Origin of the sequence: Nocardia cyriacigeorgica (genome assembly GCF_029868385.1) — a bacterium.
Taxonomy (GTDB): domain Bacteria; phylum Actinomycetota; class Actinomycetes; order Mycobacteriales; family Mycobacteriaceae; genus Nocardia; species Nocardia cyriacigeorgica_F.
The window spans coordinates 68,724-87,628 of record NZ_JARWNX010000043.1 but is presented as its reverse complement, the minus strand read 5'-3'; the positions used below and the strand labels follow the sequence as shown (position 1 = coordinate 87,628).

The following is an 18,905-nucleotide window of genomic DNA, read 5'->3' as shown; positions in this document are numbered from 1 at the left end:
CATCGGAGAGCGCTCCTCATCAGAATTCAATGAAGCTGCCGAAGCGATTCCAGTCGTTGGGATTCAATCTTTTTCATCGGCGGACGACTCGGCGCTGTTGGCGGTTCAGGATTCAAACCGAGAGCCCGCGCAGCCGTGATCGAGTAGATCTGGTCGCGAAGCTCGGTATCGACCACCTTATCGATCAGGGATGTGGCGCGCTCGAAGGCACGGTCGCTTCGGATATCCTGGTGCACGAGATCAGCGCGCCGAGTAACGTGTCGCCGCGCCATGTATGCCTGATGCACGAAGACGCCACCGCATACCGAGATGGTCAGACCCGCCGCACTCGAAAGCACGGACATGTAATCGACACCCGAGTCGGCGGGACGAAAAATGGCAAGCCCGACGCCACCTAGCATGATCAACGCACCGAGGGCTGTAAAGAGCATACTCAGGACGAAGGTGGTATTCGCCTGTGACAAAGCCTGGTTCATGAACTCCAACAGGAATGTCTCGCGCCGATCAGCAGCTGAGGGCGCGTCCGGAACGATCCGCACGGTCGGTGAGTTCTGGAAGATGTTGACGTTGGCATTGCGGCCCGAGACATTGACCCGTTCGGCACCGATGCGACCCGACCTCAGTCGCGCATACGCCTGTTCCCAGCCTTCGCGTTCGTACCCGACCCCGAGCGCATCCAGGATCTTCATGTAGTTCGCGTACGCCGGAAGGGAGTCCGTCGCGTTGAAGCAGCTCTTCAGGACCGCCTTCGGTAGCCCGGTCTCGGTGCTCAGCTGGGAGAATGTGTATCCACGCAGCGCACGCGCGACGCGCAAGGCCGCCGCTAGTTCGGCCACCGTCCCGATCTGGTCGAGTTCTGGGATAACAAGCGATGCACCATGTTCCGAGTCGCCCACTCCAACCCCTTCACAGTTGGTCGATGACCCAGTATGCCGTGATTTCGCGCACGTTTGGTGCCAGATCCGCCGACGAGCACCGGCGAAATCCGATCGTGACGTCGACCCACTCACGAACAGGCCCCTACCTGGAAATCCTCAGGTAAGGGCCTTGCGGTTGGAGCCCCCTGTCGGGATTGAACCGACGACCTTCGCTTTACAAGAGCGGTGCTCTACCACTGAGCTAAGGAGGCGGAAAGCGGAGCAATCATAACCGGGCGTGCGCACCGCGTGACACCGGCTTCCCGGTGCCAGGCGGTGCGCAGTCCAGTCGAGAGTGTCCCGGCGCAGTATCCAGCGCGTCAGGACTGGGCGCCCTGCCGGGCCGCATCGTCGGCGGCCATCGCGTCGCGCAGGCTCTTGGGACGCATATCGGTCCAGTTCTTCTCGACGTACTCGACGCAGGCGGCGCGGCTGTCCTCGCCGAACACCACGCGCCATCCGGCCGGGACCTCCGCGAAGGCGGGCCACAGGGAGTGCTGTTCCTCGTCGTTGACCAGAACGAAGAAGCGGCCGTCTTCGTCGTCGAAGGGATTGGTGCTCATTTCACCTCACTGGATACTGGCGCTGTGTACGGGATCGCTGCTGAGTCGACCGGCGCCGGTTACGCGAACCGCGGGCGTCGGAAAACCCCGAGCGTTGTGTCGACCCTAGCAAGGGATACGTTACGGCCGGGCGGTTACCTGGGGCCGTGTGCTCAGGGTATCGAATCGGGGCCCGGGCGGGCGGGCTCGGCCACCGCACTACCGGCTGGTCAGGCGGCGAAGAAGTCCAGCAGGATCTTGTTCACCGCTTCGGGGCGCTCCAGATAGCCGTAGTGCCCAGCATCGGGAATCTCCTGGTAGCGGGCGCCCGGGATGGCCTCGGCGACCTCGCGCGACAGGTACGGCGGGATCATCCGGTCATCGGCGAATCCGACCGCCAGGCACGGCACTGTGATGGCGCGATAGGCCTGGACCCGATCGAAATCGTGATCCATCCGCCGCTGGGCGCGGATACCGGGGGTCACCGGACCGCCGGTGAACTCGAACAGGTCCAGCCAGTCCCGTGCCGCATTGGCGTCGGCCATGGTGGCGGGCGACAGGTTCATCACTGCGGTCACCGCCGCCTCGTACTTGGGCGGCAGCGAGATGGCGCTGGCGTCCAGGTCGTGCTCGCCGAGCGACAGCGTCTTCTGGAACTGGTCCAGGCGCCCGTGTCCGGCGAGGAACACCGCCTTGCGCACCAGCTCGGGACGGGCCAGCGCCAGTTCCTGGGCCACCCGCGCGCCCATCGAGGTGCCGACGACCAGGGCCGGACCCTCGTCGAGCAGTTCGATCAGGCCAGCGGTATCGGCGACCAGCTGGTCGATGGTCATACCGTCGGCCGCCTCGAAGGTGGGCGCGATACCGCGGTTGTCGAAGGTGCACACGCGGTAGCCCGCGGCGACGAGAGCGGGCACCTGATGCAGCTCCCACACCCGCCCCGGGCTGCCGGTGCCCATGATCATCACCACCAGCGGACCGGCGCCCTTGGTATCCGTGCCCTTGGCTCGGTCGCCCTTGACCTGGTAGTTGAGTGAAATTCCGTTCACCGTGGCCAGCGGCATCCGCATACCCTTTCGTAAAGTTGGTGCTGCCTGCCCACGGTATCGGTACCGCGAGCACCGGTACACCGGGTGGGCTCCGGCACCGGGTAGATCCGGGCCGCGCGCCAGATACCATTGACTATTCGCACGTACGAGCGCAATTTTGCCGGGAGGACTGAAGATGGCCGCGAAGAGCAGCGCGAACGGAATCGCCGACGAGGACCTGGAGCCGCTGGCCGACGAAACCGCTCGTCAGGCCCAGCGCGTCGTCGCCGCCTACGCGGCCGACGCCGACGAATGCCGGATGCTGCTGTCGATGCTCGGCATCGGCCCGGGCACCAGGGGCGAATAGCAGCTCTACCCGGATCGGCGGCCGCCAATGGCGACGTCCGGCGATCCACCCACAACTGAACCGGGAACAGCGATGCGCAGCGTGGCGTGAGCGACGGCCCGAAGGCGGCAGCCGACGAGTGACGGGCAGTCGCGAACGCCGCCCTCAGACAAGGATGCGTGAGTGGACCAGATGACCGACCAGCCGTCCGACGATTACGACTCCAACTCCGACTCCGCCGAATCGGACCTGTCCGGGCCGCTCGCTGCCGCGCCCAACGGTTCCGGTCCACTCGACACCGAGGTGGCCGAACCCGAACCGGTCGAGGCGCAGCCGATCGGCGCGGGTGGCGGCAACTCCGGGTTCGTGGTGGTCGCCAATCGGCTCCCGGTGGACCTGGAGAAGCTCCCCGACGGCAGCAGCCGCTGGAAGCGCAGTCCCGGCGGGCTGGTCACCGCATTGGAACCGGTCCTGCGCAGCAACAAGGGCGCGTGGGTCGGCTGGGCCGGTGTCCCCGACGTCGATGTCGATCCGATCATCGAAGACGGCCTTGAGCTGCATCCGGTGCCGTTGACGGCGCAGGAGGTCGAGGACTACTACGAGGGCTTCTCCAACGGCACGCTGTGGCCGCTCTACCACGACGTGATCGTGCGCCCGGTCTACGACCGCAGATGGTGGGCCGCCTACGTACAGGTGAACCGGCGGTTCGCCGAAGCCACCGCGAAGGTCGCCGCCGAAGGCGCCACGGTGTGGGTGCAGGACTATCAGCTCCAGCTGGTGCCGAAGATGCTTCGCATGCTGCGCCCCGATCTGACCATCGGTTTCTTCCTGCACATCCCGTTCCCGCCGGTGGAACTGTTCATGCAGATGCCGTGGCGCACCGAGATCGTCGAGGGCCTGCTCGGCGCCGATCTGATCGGTTTCCATCTGCCCGGCGGTGCGCAGAACTTCTTGTATCTGGCCCGCAGGCTGGCCGGTCAGCCCACCTCACGCGGCACCGTCGGGGTGCGGTCGAAGCTGGGCGTCGTGCAGGTGGGGTTCCGCAATGTGCGCGTCGGCGCGTTCCCGATCTCCATTGCCTCCGCCGAACTCGACGAGCATTCACGACGCCGCTCTGTCCGTGAACGCGCCGCCAAGATCCGCGCCGAACTGGGCAATCCGAAGAACATCCTGCTCGGCGTGGACCGGCTCGATTACACCAAGGGCATCGATATCCGGCTCAACGCGCTGGAGGAACTGCTGCTCGAAGGCCGGATCGATCCGGCCGACACGGTGATGGTGCAGCTGGCGACGCCGAGCCGGGAGCGGGTGCAGAGCTACATCAAGATGCGCGGCGATATCGAACGTCAGGTGGGCCGGATCAACGGCGAGTTCGCCAGGGTCGGCTACCCGGTGGTGCACTATCTGCACCGTCCCATCCCGCGTGAGGAACTGATCGCGTTCTTCGTGGCCGCCGACGCCATGCTGGTGACGCCGCTGCGCGATGGGATGAACCTGGTGGCCAAGGAGTACGTGGCCTGCCACAGCGGCCTGAACGGGTCCCTGGTGCTGAGTGAATTCACCGGTGCGGCAGCGGAATTGCGGCAGGCCTACCTGTGCAATCCGCATGATCTGGATTCGGTGAAGGATGCGATCGCCTCGGCGCTCACCGACGACCGCGATACCAGACGCCGCCGCATGCGGTCGCTGCGCCGGCAGGTCCTGACCCATGATGTGGACCGCTGGGCGCGCGCCTTCCTCGACGCCCTCGCCCACGACCAGGTCGCCGGGAGCGCCCTGCTCCCCGATGAGGACATGTACTCCGAACCGCACCGCTGACCGCGCGTTCACAGCAACCACACAGCGAGTCCGCAGCCGAAACCCAGCGGTGGAGGCGACGATGGAGCGATGACCGGTACGCCGCAACAGGCACCCGAGGCGCGGGTGCTGGTGGTCGACGATGAGCCGATGATCGTCGAGCTGCTCGCCGTGAGTCTGCGCTTCCAGGGCTTCGAGGTCGCCACCGCCGCCGATGGCGCCCAGGCGCTCGACGTGGCGCGCACCTTCCGGCCGCAGGCGCTCATCGTCGACGTGATGATGCCGGGCATGGATGGCTTCGGCCTGCTGACCCGCCTGCGCGCCGACGGCATCGACGCGCCGGTGCTGTTCCTCACCGCCCGCGACGACGTGCACGACAAGGTGACCGGACTGACCCTCGGCGCCGACGACTACGTCACCAAACCGTTCAGCCTGGAAGAAGTGGTGGCGCGGCTGCGGGTGGTCCTGCGCCGCGCGGGCCGGGCGGGCCCCGAGCCCGAACGCACCCGGCTGCGCTTCGCCGATATCGAACTCGACGACGACACCCACGAGGTGTGGAAGGCGGGCGAGCCGGTGGCGTTGTCGCCCACCGAATTCACGCTGCTGCGGTACTTCCTGGTGAACGCGGGCACGGTGCTCAGCAAACCGCGCATCCTGGATCATGTGTGGCGCTACGACTTCGGTGGCGAGGTGGGCGTGGTGGAGACCTATGTCTCGTATCTGCGCAAGAAGGTCGACACCGGTGAGCGGCGGCTCATCCACACCTTGCGCGGCGTGGGTTATGTTCTGCGCGAACCCGATAGCGGGCGGCGGTGAAGGATCGGATCGCGGCCGAGGCCGCGGCGATTCCCCTGCGGGTGACCCTGGTCCTGGCGCTGGTCGTGCTCGCGGCGGCGGGTCTGCTCGCCTCCGGTGTGGCGGTGACGTCCTCCCTGCGCACCGTACTGGTCGACCGGCTGGATCAGCAGCTCGACGAAGCCGCGCACACCTGGGCCAACCCCAACCGGCCCGTCCTGCCGCGACCCCCGGACCCGTCCGAAGCCGATCAACCACCCGTGCGCTTCTACGCGCGGCTGTCCGATTCCTCCGGTCGGGTCGTGAATATCGACGACAACGAGGCGGGCGCGCCCGATGTGCCCGCCGATCCCGGTACCGGCCCGTTCACCACCGGTTCCGTCGACGGCTCCTCGAACTGGCGTGTGCTCTATACCGAGCGACCGCAGGGCAGCAGCCTCGTCGCGCTGCGGATGGATGAGACCGAGGCCATCATCGAACGGCTCATCGTGCTGGAACTGGTGATCGGCGCGCTGGTGCTGGCGGCGATCGCGGTGGCCGCCTATTTCGTCATCCGGCGCAGTCTGCGGCGGCTGGTCGAAGTGGAAGAGATCGCGGCCGAGATCGCGGCGGGCGATCTGCATCGGCGAGTCCCGGTGCGCGGCACCGATACCGAGGTCGACAGTCTGGCCGCATCGCTCAACGCCATGCTCACCCAGATCCAGACCGGCTTCGCCGCGACCGAGGCCTCCGAGGAAGCGGCCCGCCGCTCGGAAGCCAATATGCGCCGCTTCGTCGCCGACGCCAGCCATGAATTGCGCACCCCGCTCACCACCATCCGCGGTTTCGCCGAGCTGTACCGGCAGGGCGCCGTCACCGACGCGGGCTTGTTCATGGAGCGGATCGAAAGCGAATCGAACCGGATGAGCGTGCTCGTCGCCGATCTGCTCATGCTGGCCCGCCTCGACGCCCAGCGCCCGCTCGAACGAGATCCCGTCGATCTGCTCGCCCTCGCCAGCGATGCCGTGCACAGCGCACGCGCCACCTCCGCCGCCCGCCACCCGCAGTCCCCGCCGCGCCACATCGACCTCGAGGCCCGCCCCGGAACCGGCACCTACGAGATACCCGGCGACGACACCCGGCTCCGCCAAGTCTTGGCCAACCTGCTGAACAACGCGCTCGTCCACACCCCACCCGATGCCGCCATCACTGTCGCACTGACACCGCTGGCCGACGAGGTCCTGCTCGAGGTCTCCGATACCGGCCCCGGCCTCCCCGCCGAAGAAGCCGCCCGCATCTTCGAACGCTTCTACCGCACCGACACCTCCCGCAGCCGCGACAGCGGCGGCACCGGCCTCGGCCTGTCCATCGTCCAAGCGCTCGTCACCGCCCACGGCGGAACCGTGGACGTACACAGCACCGTGGGTTCAGGCACCACTTTCACCGTCCACCTACCCCGCGAACACCCCCGCCCCGAACCCATCGAGCCGCCCCAGGCCTGATGAACACCAGGTCGCGGCAAGCCGAGATCCCGGACTTCTGATCCGCGCTGAGAGTCACGTTCGGGCGCGCAATATCGGTACACCGTCGCCGTGTAGACGGTCGAGGGCGGGGGTGCGGCCGGAGAGGGCGAGCAGGAGCGCTTCGGCCGGCCCGCTGATGATCGGGCCGCTGCCGTGGGTCCAGTCGAGGTCGGTTGCTTCGAATCGCAGCCCCTCGAGCGTGTTCTCCACAGGCGCCTCCTCGCATCCACGACGGCGACGAACGCCGCATTCGCGGCGCCCGAGGCGTCGCGATCAGATCGGGGTTACCGATGCGACCAGCCAGCGGTCATCGGACTTGTCCAATTCGACGCGCACCCGGCTACCGGAGGTGGTGCCGTCCGGCCGGTCCTTACTGGTGGCGAGCTGGTTGAGGTACAGCATGACCACCGCGTGGGCGCGGTCGGCGGAGATCACGCCACTGGCCTGGGTGGTGGCGGCCACGGTGAGCTGTTGGTCCTTGGCGCCGGGGACGATGGCCTTCTCGATCAGCGTCAGGTAGTCCTTGCGGAACGGCTCGGCGAGGTTGTCGGCGGCCTTCGGGAGTTCGGTCTCGACCGTCGCGTGATCGTAGGTGAACATCGCCGCGACGGTCCGGCTCGCGGCGTCGACCGCGGCGGCCCGCGAATCCTCGGACCGCTGATCGTCCCAGTAGCGATACCCGTTGATGCCGAGGATGATCGCGGACGCGGCCACCACCACCGCCGTCACACCGAGCAGGACCTTGGTACGCAAACGCAATTCGCTCATGCCACGAACTCCACATCAGAGACGGTCATACCCGCGTCGGTATCGGTGACGGTGACCCGGAACCTGTAGTACCGCTGCTGCGGACCGTCCTTGCCCGCATTGATCACGGTCTGTTTGGCGGCGATGAGCACGCGAGCGGAATCGTCGTCCTCGCTCTCCAGCGCGGCCTCGACGACCTCGCCGGTGGACTGCACCTTCGCCTGTTTGACGACTTCGGTGAACGGGTCGACCCGCCCGTTGAACTCTTCCTTGAACTCACCGGAAGCCATGGTGAGGATGCGGTCGATGTCCTCTTTGGCGGTGTCGGCGCGGATGGTGGTCAGGTTCAGCACCGTCTGCCGGGCGGTCTGCACGTACTCGGCGCGGCGGGCGTCGCGTTCATCGGCCGAGCGCACCGCGAACACCGAGATCACCGCACCGGCGACCAGCGCGAGGGCGACGATGGTCGATGCCGCGACGGCCAGCATGCGAACCGCCGAACGCCGGGAACTCTTACTGTCGGTATCGGTCTCCGCGTCCTCGTCCGCGGCGGCCTGTGCGGGCTTCTTCCGGAAGAAACCGGAACGGCCCGCATCGTCAGCGGAGCCGGAATCGTCGGCCGCCTTGTCCGAAGCGGCCGAGCCCGCAGTGAGTTTCACGGTGTCCGCGTCCGGCTGCCCGGTATCCGCGTCGAGCTGCACAGTGTCAGCTCCCCGCCGAGCCGTATCGGCATCAGCGGCCGCAAGCTTCACCTTCTCCGCGTCCCGCTTCGGGGAACCGCTGCCCTCCTCGACGGTGTCGGCATCGGCGGTGAGCTTCACCGTATCCGCCTCCGATACCACCGACCCCATCCCGATGTCCGCCTTGTCCGTTTTCCGACCCCGAACACGGGCAGAGCCCGGTACGGCGGTACCGGGCTCGACCGCATCGCTGCGGTCCGGGTCGACGGCCGAGGTCGACGAGGCCGCGATGGCCTCGTTCTGCACCTCGTCGACCGGCGGGCCTGCCGAACGGCTCGCGCGCCGACGAGTCCGGCTCTGATTCACATCGCTCATCGTTGCTGCTCCTCGAACATCGCTTGCCAACTCGCCGGAACCGTTCCCGATCCGCCGGGTTCGATATTTCCCTGTCGATAGGTGCGCCCGTCAGGGCCGATATAGACGCCCGTCGCCGGATCGTACGACCTGGCCGCCGCGGGTGTGGCCGCACCCGACGAACCGGCGGGCGCTGTCGGCGCCGAGCCAGGAATCAACGGCGCGGACGCCGGTGCCACCGGCTGCGGCGGACCGAACGGCGGGTTGTTGCCTTCGGCAACGTAGCCGGTGCGGCACAGCTCCGGCGAGGGGGCCCGCCGACCGGGGAACTCCGCGCACGGGGTGTTGCGGATACCGCGCACCGCGACCGGTGAGTCCTGCGGGACCTTGCAATACAGGCCCGACGGTGTGTCGACCGGTGTGAAATCGCTCGGCGCGCGGCGCTGATCCGGCGGCAGGAATCCGGTGGTGCACGGCGGTGGATCGTTGAGGGTGGTCATGAAATCGACCAGCGCGCCGTATTCCAGCGGCCCACGGATCGAGGTCAGCAGGGCGGCGACCAGCGGCGGGTAGACGACCAGGATCTGCTCGACGCCCGCGTGGTAGGTCACCGCGACCTCGCCGAGGCTGACCAGATTGGCCAGCAGCAGCGGCAGCGTCGGGCGGAGGGAGTCGAACTGGTTGGTCACCCGTTCCAGGGCGGCCGGTCCGTCCCGCAGGATATTGCGCAGCGCCGGATCGTGTTCGCGCAGTTGGTCGGTCACCGTGGCGAGATCGGCGGGCCAGGACCGGATCGCGTCCTCTGATCGCACCTGGGTGTCGAGCAACGGCCCGATCTGCTCGATCAGCTGCTTCGTCGGCTCGGCACTGTCCTTCGCCTCCTGCACGAGCAGCGCGGCCGAGTCGATGAACCGCTGAAGGTCCGGGCCCGCACCGTTGAACGCGCGGAACGCCTCATCGATCACCTGGCGCAGCCTGGTATCGGCGACGCTGGACAGCAGCCGGTCGGTCTGATCGAGCAGCGCGCCGACATCCTGGGGCAGCTGGGTCCGCTCCACCGGAATCACGCTGCCGTCGTAGAGGTTTCCGTCGCCGGAATTCTCACCGGGCACCAGATCGACGTACTGTTCGCCGATCGCCGACACACTGCGCACCCAGGCCTCGGAATCGCCTGGGATCTTGTAGTCGCTGTCGATCGACAGATCCGCCTCCACCCCTTCGGGCGTCAGCCGGACCTCGGTCACCTTGCCGACGTTCGTACCGCGGAAGGCCACATTCGCCTGCTGGTACAGCCCGCCGGTCGCCGCGAGTTGCACGGTGACCTCATAGCGGCCGATGCCGAGCATCGCGGGCACGCCGATGTAGGTGCCGCCCATGACGACGAGGCCGATCACCGTGAGGACGGAGAAGATCGCCAGCTGGATCTTGACGAATTTGGTGAGCGTCACCGACCCTCCCCTTCCGGTGCGGGCGCGCCGGGCAGCGGCACGGTCAGCCCGGGAATGGCAGGTAGGCCCGGAATCGGTGGCAGCCCGGGAATGGTCGGCGCGGGTCCGCTGGATTGTCCGGGCGGCTGCATCGGCGTCGTCAGCGGATTGCCCTGCTGCCCAGCGGTTTCCGGTGCAAACGTGCCGAGCACACCCTCCACGCCACCGAAACGTCCACCGAGCGGGGTGCCGGTGAGGAAGTTCGAATCCAGCCGCTGACCGGTCAGATCGACCGTCATGAACAGGTTGAGATAGTCGCCCTTGATCGCATTGCCGAGGTTCTTCATCGGGAACGGGAAGGTGAGCGCGATCTTCAACGCTTCGGTGAGGTTGTTACCGGTATCGGCCAGTGTTTGCAGCACCGGGCCCAGCGCGGCCAGGTTCGCTGTCAGGTTGTCACCGGCATTGTCGATGATCCGCTGGGTGACATCGCTGAGGTCACCCAGGGCGGTGAGCGTGCCGGTGATGTTCTCCCTACGATCGGCCAGCACCGTCAGCGCGGGATGGATCTGTTCGATCGCCTCCGCCACCAGATCGCGCTGCTGGTTCAGCTGACCACCGAGCCGATCCAGTCCGGTCATCGCGGCGATGATGTCGTTGGTCTGCGCTTGCAGGTTGGTGGTGAGTTCGTTGAGCTGGGGCAGCAGATCGCGAATGGCGTCCTCGTTGCCGACGAAGGCCGCGTTCAGCTCGCGAGTAATGGTCTCGAGCTGGGAGATTCCGCCGCCGTTGAGCACCACCGACAGCGAGGACAGCACCTGTTCGGTGGTCGGATAGGCACCCGCCCGATCCAATGGGATGACGTCACCATCGCTCAACTTCCCCTGCGGCGCCACATTCTCCGGCGCTGCCAGCTCCACATGGTTGCTGCCGAGCAGACTGGTCTGCCCGATCTTGGCGACCGCGTTCGCGGGCAGGACCACATCGGGGTTCAGCGATACGGTGACCAGCGCGTGCCAGCCCTCGACGTCGATGCCCGTCACGGTCCCAACCGCCACATCGTCCACGCGGACCGGCGAATTGCGGGTCAGCGTGGTGACATTCGGCATCTGGATACGCACCTCGTACGCGCCCTCACCGGTGCCCTCGGTACCTGGCATCGGCAGCGAGTTCAGGCCGTCCCACTGACATCCGGTGATACCGAGCGCCATCGTGAGCCCGACCGCGACGGCCGCGGTGCGTCGCACGGCCGCACCGCGCGCCACTGGCGCGGTACCGCGCGTCATCGCCGATCGCTTGCGCATCATCGCCCTCCTCCCGGCACCGGTGGCGCGGGCAATCCAGGAATGGCCAGTCCGGCGATACCGTTCGGCACCGTCACCGGCGCCGCGGCCCGCGCCGGAGCGGGGCCCTGGGTCTGCTGGGTGCCCGCCAGTGACTCCGGGCTGAATACCAGCTGATCGGGGAAGGCCGTGACGCCCGTCGCCGGATTGGTCAGCAGCGGCGGATAGTTCATCGCGAGCGATTTCAGCACCGGCGCGAGGAATTCCGCGCACAGCGCCGCACTCTGATCGGAGTTGTATCCATCGCGGGCCTGCACCGATCCACACAGGAAGCTCAGCGGATCGGCGGTGTTGTTCAAGGCGATCGCGCCGGTCAGCGTGCCCTGTGCGGGCTTGTAGATCTGATAGAAGTTCACCAGCGCGGTCGGACCGGAGTGCAGCACCTGTTCGAGTTCGGGGCGCTTGTCGACCAGGATCTGCGTCGCATCGGCCAGTTTCTGCACGCTCTCGGTGAGTTCGGCACCGCTGCTGTCGAGGAAACGCTTCACGTCGGCGACGGCGATATCCAGATTGTCCAGGCCGGTGCCGAGTTCCTCGGACACACCCGCGAGCACCGACGATACCGAGGCGAGCCGGCCGCCGAACTGCACGATCTGCTCATTGCTCGCCGACAGCACCTCCACGAAATGTTGCAAGTTGCGGATGGTGCCGAAGAGGTCGGTGCGTCCGTCCGAGAGTGTGGTCAACGTGGCCGACAGCTCACGCAACGTCTCCCGGAACCGGTCACCGTTGCCGTCGAGGTTGTCCGCGGCGGTATCGACGAACCGGCCGAAGGAGCCCTGCTGGTCCTCGCCGACCGGGCCGAGAGCCGTTGCCAGCTTCGACAACTCGGCCTTGATGTCGTCCCATTCCACCGGCACCGCGGTGCGCTCGATACCGATCGTCGCGCCGTCCTCCAGCTTCGGGCCCTCGGTGTAGGCGGGTGCGACCTGGATGAACCGCGCCGACACCAGCGACGGCGAGATGATCACCGCTCGCGCGTCGGCGGGCAGATCGATGCCGCGATCGATGGTCATCTTCACCTCGACCTGATCGGCGCCCGGCTCGATCGAGTCGATCCTGCCCACCTTGACGCCGAGCACCCGCACATCGTCACCGGCGTAGAGGCCGCTGGTGGAGGTGAAATAGGCGGTGATGCGGGTTTTACCGATCCGGTCGAGCGCGGTGTATCCGGCGAACACGACGAGCGCGGCGACCAGCACCGCGACCACGATGAACACCCACCGCGGCAGACTGCGAATTCTCGATGTCATCGCGGCGGCTCCTGAATGGCGGGTCCGATGGACGGCATCGGATCGAAGTATCCCCGTAGCGACTCCGGCAGATTCTGCGGCCACACCAGCGAATCCACCAGGATCTGCAAACCGGGACTGGTCGCATTGACCACATACGCCTGGAAGTACGGACCGCTGCCGACCTGCTCACCGAGCGCCGCGGCGAACGGGCCGAGACCGTCGAGCGCCTGGTTGATGTTGTCGCGGTTGCGTTGCAGCAGATCCAGCACCGAATTCAGCTGGTCGAGCGCGGGTTGCAGCTGCGCCTCGTTATCGGCGACCAGACCCGACAGCTGCTGGGCCAGCCCGTTGACGTAGACGATCAGCTGACTGATGGCGGTGCGCCGCCGGTCCAACTCACCGAGCAGGTCGTTGCCGTCCAGCAGCAGGGCGTTGATCTGGTTCGCCCGGTCGGACAGGATCTTGGTGACGTTCTGGGCTCGGGTCAGCAGATCCGACAGCGCCTGATCACGAGTATTGATGGTGCGCGACAACGCGGTGATGCCGTCGAGTGCGTTGCGCAACGGCTCCGGGGTATCGGCGAAGGTTGCCGACAGCGTGTCGAGGGTCCGGTCGACCTGGTCCATATCCAGCCCGCCGACGGTGTCGGCGAGATCGCCGAGCGCCTCGTTCAGCGAGTACGGCGAGGTGGTGCGCTCCAGCGGAATGGTGTCGTCGACGCGCAACGCGCCCGGCCCCTGCGGGGTGACCTCGAGCGATTTGCGGCCGAGAACGGTGTTGGTCTTGATCGCGGCGGCGGTCTTGTCGCCGAGCACGATCGATTCGTTCAGCGTGAACGTGACCAGCACCTTCGCGCCGTCGAGTTCGACGTCTTCCACCTGCCCGGACTTCACACCCGCCACCTGCACGTCGTCACCGGGAACGAGACCGCCCGCGTCGGCGAAGAACGCGGTGAACGTCGCGCCGGAGCGGATGAACGGCAACCGGTCGAACTGGAGCGCCGACAAAGCGACGGTCACTGCGAGCACCAGGCCGACCACACCGATAGTGGTGGCGGGCGTACGCCTTTCGCTCATTCGCTTGCACACCTTCCAGTAGTCTGCCCGCCGGGCATGACCACCTCCATCGGCTTACCGTCCGGACCGTCGATCAGGATGTTCGTCTCGCAGACGTAGAGCTGGAGGAACGAACCGTAGGCACCGATGCGGATCAGCTGCTTATAGGTATCGGGCAGCCGCTCCAGCACCCACTGCACGGTGTCGGAACCCTGGTTGATGTTCGTGGCGAGCCGCCCGGTCTGCTCGATGGTGTTCTTCAGATCGGGGCGCGCCTGCGCGAGCAGATCGGTGAGATCACCGGTGGCGCCCGCGATCCGGGGCAGGGCGGCGCCGATCGGATCGCGGTCGGCGGCCAGCCCGCTGACCAGCCGCTGCAATTCGTTGATCGTGGTGGTGAACTGTTCGTCACGATCGTCGATGGTGGCGAGGACGGCATTGAGGTTGTCGATCACGCTGCCGATCAGCGCATCCCGATCGGCCAGCGTCTTGGCGAAGGAACCACCGCTGTTGAGCAGCGACACCAGCGTTCCGCCCTGCCCCTGGAACACCTGGAGCAGCGCGTTGGTCAGATCGTTGACCTGCGCCGGATCCAGTCCGCGCAGCAAAGGTTTGAATCCGCCGAGCAGCAGGTCCAGATCGAGCGCGGGCGCGGTCTGCTCCAAGCCGATGGTCCCGCCCTTGGGCAGCACATCGGCCGAACCCGGGCCCTCCAGCAGTTCGAGATAGCGGTCGCCGACCAGATTCTCGTATCGGATGGTCGCGCGGGTGCTGGTGTACAGCTTGAACTTTCGGTCGACATCGAATTCGACATGGGCCATATGGTCCTTGCCGACCTCCACCGACGACACCGAGCCCACCGGAACACCGGCGATGCGGACCTTGTCGCCGGGCAGCATGCCCGAGGCGCTGGTGAACACGGCGTGATAGCCGTTCTCCCTGGCGAAGCGCACTTCGCTGAACACGATCACCAGTCCGGCGAAGATCAGTGTCATCACCAGGGTGAAGATGCCGAGCTTGACTCTTGTCGCGGTGTTGTTCACGGCTGGCTCACCCCCGGAAGACCGGCGAACAGAATCCTGAAAACGCTGGGCGCGTTGATCGTCAGCTGGGTCGACGGCGCGTACGGCGCGCCTTCGGAGGTATCGGTGACGACATAGTCGGCATGGCTTCCCGGCGCCCGGTCGACCGTGCCCGCACATTGCGGTCCACCCGTGGCGTTCACCTTCGGCAGATCCTCCGGGAAGGTGTAGGCGGGATGGCCGTACATGAAGCTGGCGTTCAGCGCGACGCCCGGCTGCATACCACCGAAGACCGCCTCACCCAATGGCAGCGCCTTGCCGAGACCCTGGATCAGGCAGGACAGCGCGGGCCGGTAGTCGTAGAGCAGTTCGCTTGTCGGCCGCAGCAGATCCAGTGCGGTGACCAGTGACTGCTCGTTCTCGCGCAGCACCGAACCGGTGGTGTCGGCCAGGCCGGTCAGATTCGCCAGCAGCGCGTCCACGCCCGCGGTCTCGTCGACGATGGTGCCGCTGGTGACGATGGCATTGTCGACGGTGCGCAGCAGGTCGCCGACGGTATCGGCGTAGATATCGGTCACCTGTGCGGTGGCGGCCAGACCCTGTTGCAGCGTGGGCAGACTCGGGTTGATGTCGCGCAGATAGGCCTCGCTGTTCACCAGCAGATCACCGAGCTTCTCGCCGCGGCCTTGCAGCGCGGTACCGAGCGCGGCCAGGGTGGCGTTCAGCTTTTCCGGTTCCACCTGGGCCAGCACATCGGACAGATGCTGGAACAGCGTATTGAATTCGACGGTCACCTGGCTCGCGGCCACCGTGGCGCCGGGTTGCAGCGAATCCGGCGACGGATCCTCCGGGACAACGAAGTTCACGTACTTGGCGCCGAACACCGTGGTCGACCGGATGTCCACACCCGCATTGGCGGGCACCAGCTTCAGCTGATCCGGGTTCAGCGCCAGATTGATCATCGCGCCGTCGTCGGTGAGGTCGATATCGGAGACGCGGCCGATCTCCACACCGCGCACCTTGACCTTCGCGTCCGGGTCGAGCACCAGGCCGCTGCGTGGCGCCTGCACGGCCACCCGCACGGTGTCGGTGAAACCGCCGACGAACATGACCATCGAGACCACCACGATCGTCACCAGGAACAGCACCAGCCCGAGACCGGCCAGTTTCAGCCCGAGCGGGCCGCGCAACCGCGCCGCCAGACCCGAGGGCCGTCCCGATTGTTTCGTGTTCACCATGCCGCCGCTATCCGGAGAGGTTGAAGTTGCCGGAGGTGCCGTAGATGGCCAGCGAGACCAGCAGCGTCACCGTGACCACCGCGACCAGGGAGGCCCGCACCGCATTCCCGACGGCGATGCCGACGCCCACCGGGCCGCCCGCGGCATGGAAGCCGTAGTAGGTGTGGATCATCATCACGGCCACCGCCATGAGGATCGCCTGTACGAACGACCAGAGGATGTCGCTGGGGATCAGGAAGGTGGAGAAGTAATGGTCGTAGACGCCCGCCGATTGCCCGTAGATGACCACGGTGGCGAACCGGCTGGCGACGAACGAGGCGATGACGGCCAGCGAGTACAGCGGCACGATCGCGATCATGCCCGCGAGCACCCTGGTGCCCACCAGGTACGGCACCGGCCGGATACCCATGGATTCGAGCGCGTCGATCTCCTCGGCCACCCGCATCGCGCCCAGCTGCGCGGTGGAACCCGCGCCGATGGTGGCGGCGAGGCCGATACCGGAGATCACCGGCGCCGCGATGCGCACATTGATGAAGGCCGCGAAGAAGCCGGTCAACGCCTCGACGCCGATATTGCCGAGTGAGCTGTAACCCTGCACGGCGATGGTGCCGCCGGTGAACAGCGTGAGGAAGCCGACGATCACCACGGTGCCGCCGATGACGGCCAGCGCGCCGGTACCCATGCTGATCTCGGCGATGAGCCGGATGGTCTCGGTGCGGTAGTGCACGAGCGCTTTCGGCATGGCGCCGATCGCCCGCGCGTAGAACACGGCCTGTTTGCCGAGTTCGTCCATGGAGTTCGACATCCGGCGCACCCGCCGCACGGTGCGGGGGAACTTGGATTGGATCACGAAGGCCATCGGGTCACCGCACCGAGAACTTGATGCCGACCGCCGTGACGACGACGTTGACCACGAACAGCGCCATGAAGGCGAAGACGACGGTCTGGTTCACCGCATCACCGACACTCTTGGGTCCGCCTTTGACATTGAGGCCCAGATAGCAGGCGACCAGGCCCGCGATGAGCCCGAACAGACCCGCCTTGACCTCGGAGATCACCAGTTCGGGCAGATTGGTCAGCAGGGTGATCCCGTTGACGAAGGCGCCGGGGTTCACATCCTGCAACAGCACCGAGAACAGGAACCCGCCGAGGATGCCGATGGTGCACACCAGGCCGTTGAGCAGCAGCGCGACGAACATCGAGGCGAGCACGCGTGGCACGACCAGTCGTTGGACCGGGTCGATGCCGAGTACGCGCATCGCGTCGATCTCCTCACGAATGGTGCGTGCGCCCAGGTCCGCGCAGATGGCGGTGGCACCGGCGCCCGCAACGATGAGCACCGTGACGATGGGGCCGACCTGGGTCACCGCACCGAAGGCCGCGCCCGCGCCGCTGAGGTCGGCCGCGCCGATCTCGCGCAGCAGGATGTTCAGCGTGAAGCTGACCAGCACCGTGAACGGGATGGCGACCAGCAGGGTCGGCACGATCGAGACTCGCGCGATGAACCAGGACTGATCGACGAACTCTCGTGCCTGGAACGGCCTGCGAACGCTCGCACGCGCCACCTCCGCCGTGAGGTCGAAGAACCCGCCGACCGCCCGCAGTGGCACGGCAAGGACCTCGTTCATCGGCGATCCTCCTTGCCCTACTACTTGTCCCGCTGACGGACACGACGGTCGTAACCGTCCCGCATCCGGGGATAAGTAGAACATGTTCACTAGATTCCGGTTGGCTTTTGGCCGCATTTGAACTGCTATTTCGTTCCAATCTCAGACAGTAAGATTGAAACCTGGTTCATACGTGTTGAGCATCACGGTTGTGAGCCCTGGCACATACGATCCCCATGTCTACCAACTGCTGGACGACCGATCAACTCTTGGACGGTCGTTCAGAAAACATTCGAGCCGGTCGACGGACTATCGGGCTGGTCAGCCCAGTTCGTGTAGTGACGTTGCAGAGAACGTACGACTTTCCGGCCGCTGGGCGAAGTACCCGCCCAGCGTGGCGGCCAGATCGCCGGTCGACCACTGCTCCCCCGGTGCGTCGAAGCGCTGTTCGACCACCGGTGCGGCCATGAGCGCGACCATCGGGCCGTACACCACGAACACCTGGCCGTTGACCGATTCGGCCGCGGGCGAGGACAGATAGGCGACCAACCGGGCGACGTGATCGGGCGAGAGCGGATCGACCACACCCTCGGGCGCCTCACTGAACACCGCCTCGGTCATCGCGGTACGAGCCCGCGGGCAGATCGCATTGGCCCGCACGCCGTAGCGGGACAGACCACGCGCCGCCGACAATGTCAGCGCGGTGATGCCCGCCTTCGCGGCGCCGTAGTTCGACTGCCCTTCCGGACCGAGCAGACCCGCCTCCGACGAGGTGTTGACGATACGGCCGTACACCGGCCCGCCGTTCTCCTTGGACTTACCGCGCCAGTACGCGCCCGCATTGCGGCACAGCAGAAAGTGCCCGCGCAGGTGGACGGCGATCACCGCGTCCCAGTCCTCGTCGGACATATTGAACAGCATCCGGTCACGGGTGATACCGGCATTGTTGACCACGATGTCCAGCCCGCCGAACGCTTCGGTGGCGGTTCGGATCAGCTCATCGGCGGTCGACCGTTCGGCGACGCTGCCCGCGACGAACTCCGCCTTCGCGCCGAGCGCGCGGATCTCGGCCATGGTCTGATCCACGGCTTCCGAGTCGGACAGATCATTGACGACGACCGAGGCACCGGCACCGGCGAGGGCCAGCGCCTCGGCGCGGCCGAGACCGGCACCCGCCCCGGTCACGATCGCAACACGTCCGGCGAGGCTCACATCGTTATCGTTCACCGGGCCGACTTTAGAACGTGTTCCAATCCACGGCAAGGGTCGA

The 18,905-nt window shown here is 66.5% G+C and carries 19 protein-coding genes and 1 tRNA gene; 4 read left to right on the top strand and 16 right to left on the bottom strand.

All coding sequences use genetic code 11. The features are described from left to right. Positions 1–26: 26 nt before the first annotated feature. The 4 genes from QH168_RS12525 to QH168_RS12510 form a co-directional block, all read right to left on the bottom strand. Positions 27–896: a TRADD-N-associated membrane domain-containing protein gene (locus tag QH168_RS12525; protein WP_280234763.1), complete on the bottom strand. Its 870-nt coding sequence runs from the start codon at positions 894–896 to the stop codon at positions 27–29. 158 nt (positions 897–1,054) lie between these two features. Further along, a tRNA-Thr gene (locus QH168_RS12520) sits at positions 1,055–1,129 on the bottom strand. Between the two features lie 108 nt (positions 1,130–1,237). Beyond that, complete coding sequence (locus QH168_RS12515; protein ID WP_011207082.1) at positions 1,238–1,480, bottom strand: MbtH family protein; 243 nt, start codon at positions 1,478–1,480, stop codon at positions 1,238–1,240. A 209-nt stretch (positions 1,481–1,689) separates the two neighbouring features. Continuing rightward, the gene (locus QH168_RS12510) at positions 1,690–2,523 is read right to left on the bottom strand and encodes an alpha/beta fold hydrolase (RefSeq protein WP_280234950.1); all 834 of its coding nucleotides are present in this window, start codon (positions 2,521–2,523) and stop codon (positions 1,690–1,692) included. Positions 2,524–2,683: 160 nt separating this feature from the next. On the opposite strand from QH168_RS12510, the gene QH168_RS12505 reads away from it, so the two are divergent. From QH168_RS12505 to QH168_RS12490, 4 genes are all read left to right on the top strand, one after another. After that, positions 2,684–2,854: a hypothetical protein gene (locus QH168_RS12505; protein ID WP_280234762.1), complete on the top strand. Its 171-nt coding sequence runs from the start codon at positions 2,684–2,686 to the stop codon at positions 2,852–2,854. A 282-nt stretch (positions 2,855–3,136) separates the two neighbouring features. Continuing rightward, positions 3,137–4,651 (top strand): alpha,alpha-trehalose-phosphate synthase (UDP-forming), encoded by a 1,515-nt coding sequence (locus QH168_RS12500; protein ID WP_432421088.1) that lies wholly within the window; start codon positions 3,137–3,139, stop codon positions 4,649–4,651. Between the two features lie 69 nt (positions 4,652–4,720). Then, positions 4,721–5,446: a response regulator transcription factor gene (locus QH168_RS12495; protein WP_280234761.1), complete on the top strand. Its 726-nt coding sequence runs from the start codon at positions 4,721–4,723 to the stop codon at positions 5,444–5,446. Further along, the gene (locus QH168_RS12490; protein ID WP_280234760.1) at positions 5,443–6,906 is read left to right on the top strand and encodes a sensor histidine kinase; all 1,464 of its coding nucleotides are present in this window, start codon (positions 5,443–5,445) and stop codon (positions 6,904–6,906) included. Before QH168_RS12495 ends, QH168_RS12490 begins: the two co-directional genes overlap by 4 nt. A gap of 54 nt (positions 6,907–6,960) precedes the next feature. Here QH168_RS12490 and QH168_RS12485 read toward each other — a convergent pair whose 3' ends face one another. From QH168_RS12485 to QH168_RS12430, 12 genes are all read right to left on the bottom strand, one after another. Continuing rightward, positions 6,961–7,137, bottom strand: a complete 177-nt coding sequence (locus tag QH168_RS12485; RefSeq protein WP_280234759.1) for a hypothetical protein — start codon at positions 7,135–7,137, stop codon at positions 6,961–6,963. Positions 7,138–7,200: 63 nt separating this feature from the next. After that, positions 7,201–7,695, bottom strand: a complete 495-nt coding sequence (locus QH168_RS12480) for a h domain protein (protein WP_280234758.1) — start codon at positions 7,693–7,695, stop codon at positions 7,201–7,203. After that, positions 7,692–8,729 carry a hypothetical protein gene (locus QH168_RS12475; protein ID WP_280234757.1) on the bottom strand — a complete coding sequence of 346 codons (1,038 nt, stop codon included), beginning with the start codon at positions 8,727–8,729 and terminating at the stop codon, positions 7,692–7,694. The genes QH168_RS12480 and QH168_RS12475 overlap by 4 nt, the downstream gene beginning before the upstream one ends. Beyond that, a complete protein-coding gene (locus QH168_RS12470; protein ID WP_280234756.1) occupies positions 8,726–10,156 on the bottom strand; it encodes an MCE family protein in 1,431 nt (476 codons plus the stop codon). Before QH168_RS12470 ends, QH168_RS12475 begins: the two co-directional genes overlap by 4 nt. Further along, entirely contained in the window at positions 10,153–11,439 is a 1,287-nt protein-coding gene (locus QH168_RS12465) for an MCE family protein (protein ID WP_432421084.1), read from the bottom strand. The genes QH168_RS12470 and QH168_RS12465 overlap by 4 nt, the downstream gene beginning before the upstream one ends. Beyond that, complete coding sequence (locus QH168_RS12460; protein ID WP_280234755.1) at positions 11,439–12,731, bottom strand: MCE family protein; 1,293 nt, start codon at positions 12,729–12,731, stop codon at positions 11,439–11,441. The genes QH168_RS12465 and QH168_RS12460 overlap by 1 nt, the downstream gene beginning before the upstream one ends. Continuing rightward, complete coding sequence (locus QH168_RS12455) at positions 12,728–13,789, bottom strand: MCE family protein (protein ID WP_280234754.1); 1,062 nt, start codon at positions 13,787–13,789, stop codon at positions 12,728–12,730. Before QH168_RS12455 ends, QH168_RS12460 begins: the two co-directional genes overlap by 4 nt. After that, complete coding sequence (locus QH168_RS12450) at positions 13,786–14,811, bottom strand: MCE family protein (protein ID WP_280234753.1); 1,026 nt, start codon at positions 14,809–14,811, stop codon at positions 13,786–13,788. Before QH168_RS12450 ends, QH168_RS12455 begins: the two co-directional genes overlap by 4 nt. Beyond that, on the bottom strand, positions 14,808–16,028 hold the full coding sequence (locus tag QH168_RS12445) for an MCE family protein (protein WP_280234752.1): 1,221 nt from the start codon (positions 16,026–16,028) through the stop codon (positions 14,808–14,810). The genes QH168_RS12450 and QH168_RS12445 overlap by 4 nt, the downstream gene beginning before the upstream one ends. A 7-nt stretch (positions 16,029–16,035) precedes the next feature. Beyond that, entirely contained in the window at positions 16,036–16,887 is an 852-nt protein-coding gene (locus QH168_RS12440) for an MlaE family ABC transporter permease (RefSeq protein WP_280234751.1), read from the bottom strand. A gap of 4 nt (positions 16,888–16,891) precedes the next feature. Then, positions 16,892–17,656 carry an MlaE family ABC transporter permease gene (locus tag QH168_RS12435; RefSeq protein ID WP_280234750.1) on the bottom strand — a complete coding sequence of 255 codons (765 nt, stop codon included), beginning with the start codon at positions 17,654–17,656 and terminating at the stop codon, positions 16,892–16,894. 300 nt (positions 17,657–17,956) lie between these two features. Continuing rightward, entirely contained in the window at positions 17,957–18,862 is a 906-nt protein-coding gene (locus QH168_RS12430; protein ID WP_280234749.1) for a 3-oxoacyl-ACP reductase, read from the bottom strand. Between the last annotated feature and the right edge of the window lie 43 nt (positions 18,863–18,905).

Excerpts from the sequence above, each read along its gene's own strand:
- QH168_RS12515 (WP_011207082.1), bottom strand. The coding sequence starts at position 1,480 with ATGAGCACCAATCCCTTCGACGACGAAGACGGCCGCTTCTTCGTTCTG.
- QH168_RS12510 (WP_280234950.1), bottom strand. The coding sequence starts at position 2,523 with ATGCCGCTGGCCACGGTGAACGGAATTTCACTCAACTACCAGGTCAAG.
- QH168_RS12505 (WP_280234762.1), top strand. The coding sequence starts at position 2,684 with ATGGCCGCGAAGAGCAGCGCGAACGGAATCGCCGACGAGGACCTGGAG.
- QH168_RS12495 (WP_280234761.1), top strand. The coding sequence starts at position 4,721 with ATGACCGGTACGCCGCAACAGGCACCCGAGGCGCGGGTGCTGGTGGTC.
- QH168_RS12480 (WP_280234758.1), bottom strand. The coding sequence starts at position 7,695 with ATGAGCGAATTGCGTTTGCGTACCAAGGTCCTGCTCGGTGTGACGGCG.
- QH168_RS12475 (WP_280234757.1), bottom strand. The coding sequence starts at position 8,729 with ATGAGCGATGTGAATCAGAGCCGGACTCGTCGGCGCGCGAGCCGTTCG.
- QH168_RS12465 (WP_432421084.1), bottom strand. The coding sequence starts at position 11,439 with ATGCGCAAGCGATCGGCGATGACGCGCGGTACCGCGCCAGTGGCGCGC.
- QH168_RS12460 (WP_280234755.1), bottom strand. The coding sequence starts at position 12,731 with ATGACATCGAGAATTCGCAGTCTGCCGCGGTGGGTGTTCATCGTGGTC.
- QH168_RS12455 (WP_280234754.1), bottom strand. The coding sequence starts at position 13,789 with ATGAGCGAAAGGCGTACGCCCGCCACCACTATCGGTGTGGTCGGCCTG.
- QH168_RS12445 (WP_280234752.1), bottom strand. The coding sequence starts at position 16,028 with ATGGTGAACACGAAACAATCGGGACGGCCCTCGGGTCTGGCGGCGCGG.
- QH168_RS12440 (WP_280234751.1), bottom strand. The coding sequence starts at position 16,887 with ATGGCCTTCGTGATCCAATCCAAGTTCCCCCGCACCGTGCGGCGGGTG.
- QH168_RS12435 (WP_280234750.1), bottom strand. The coding sequence starts at position 17,656 with ATGAACGAGGTCCTTGCCGTGCCACTGCGGGCGGTCGGCGGGTTCTTC.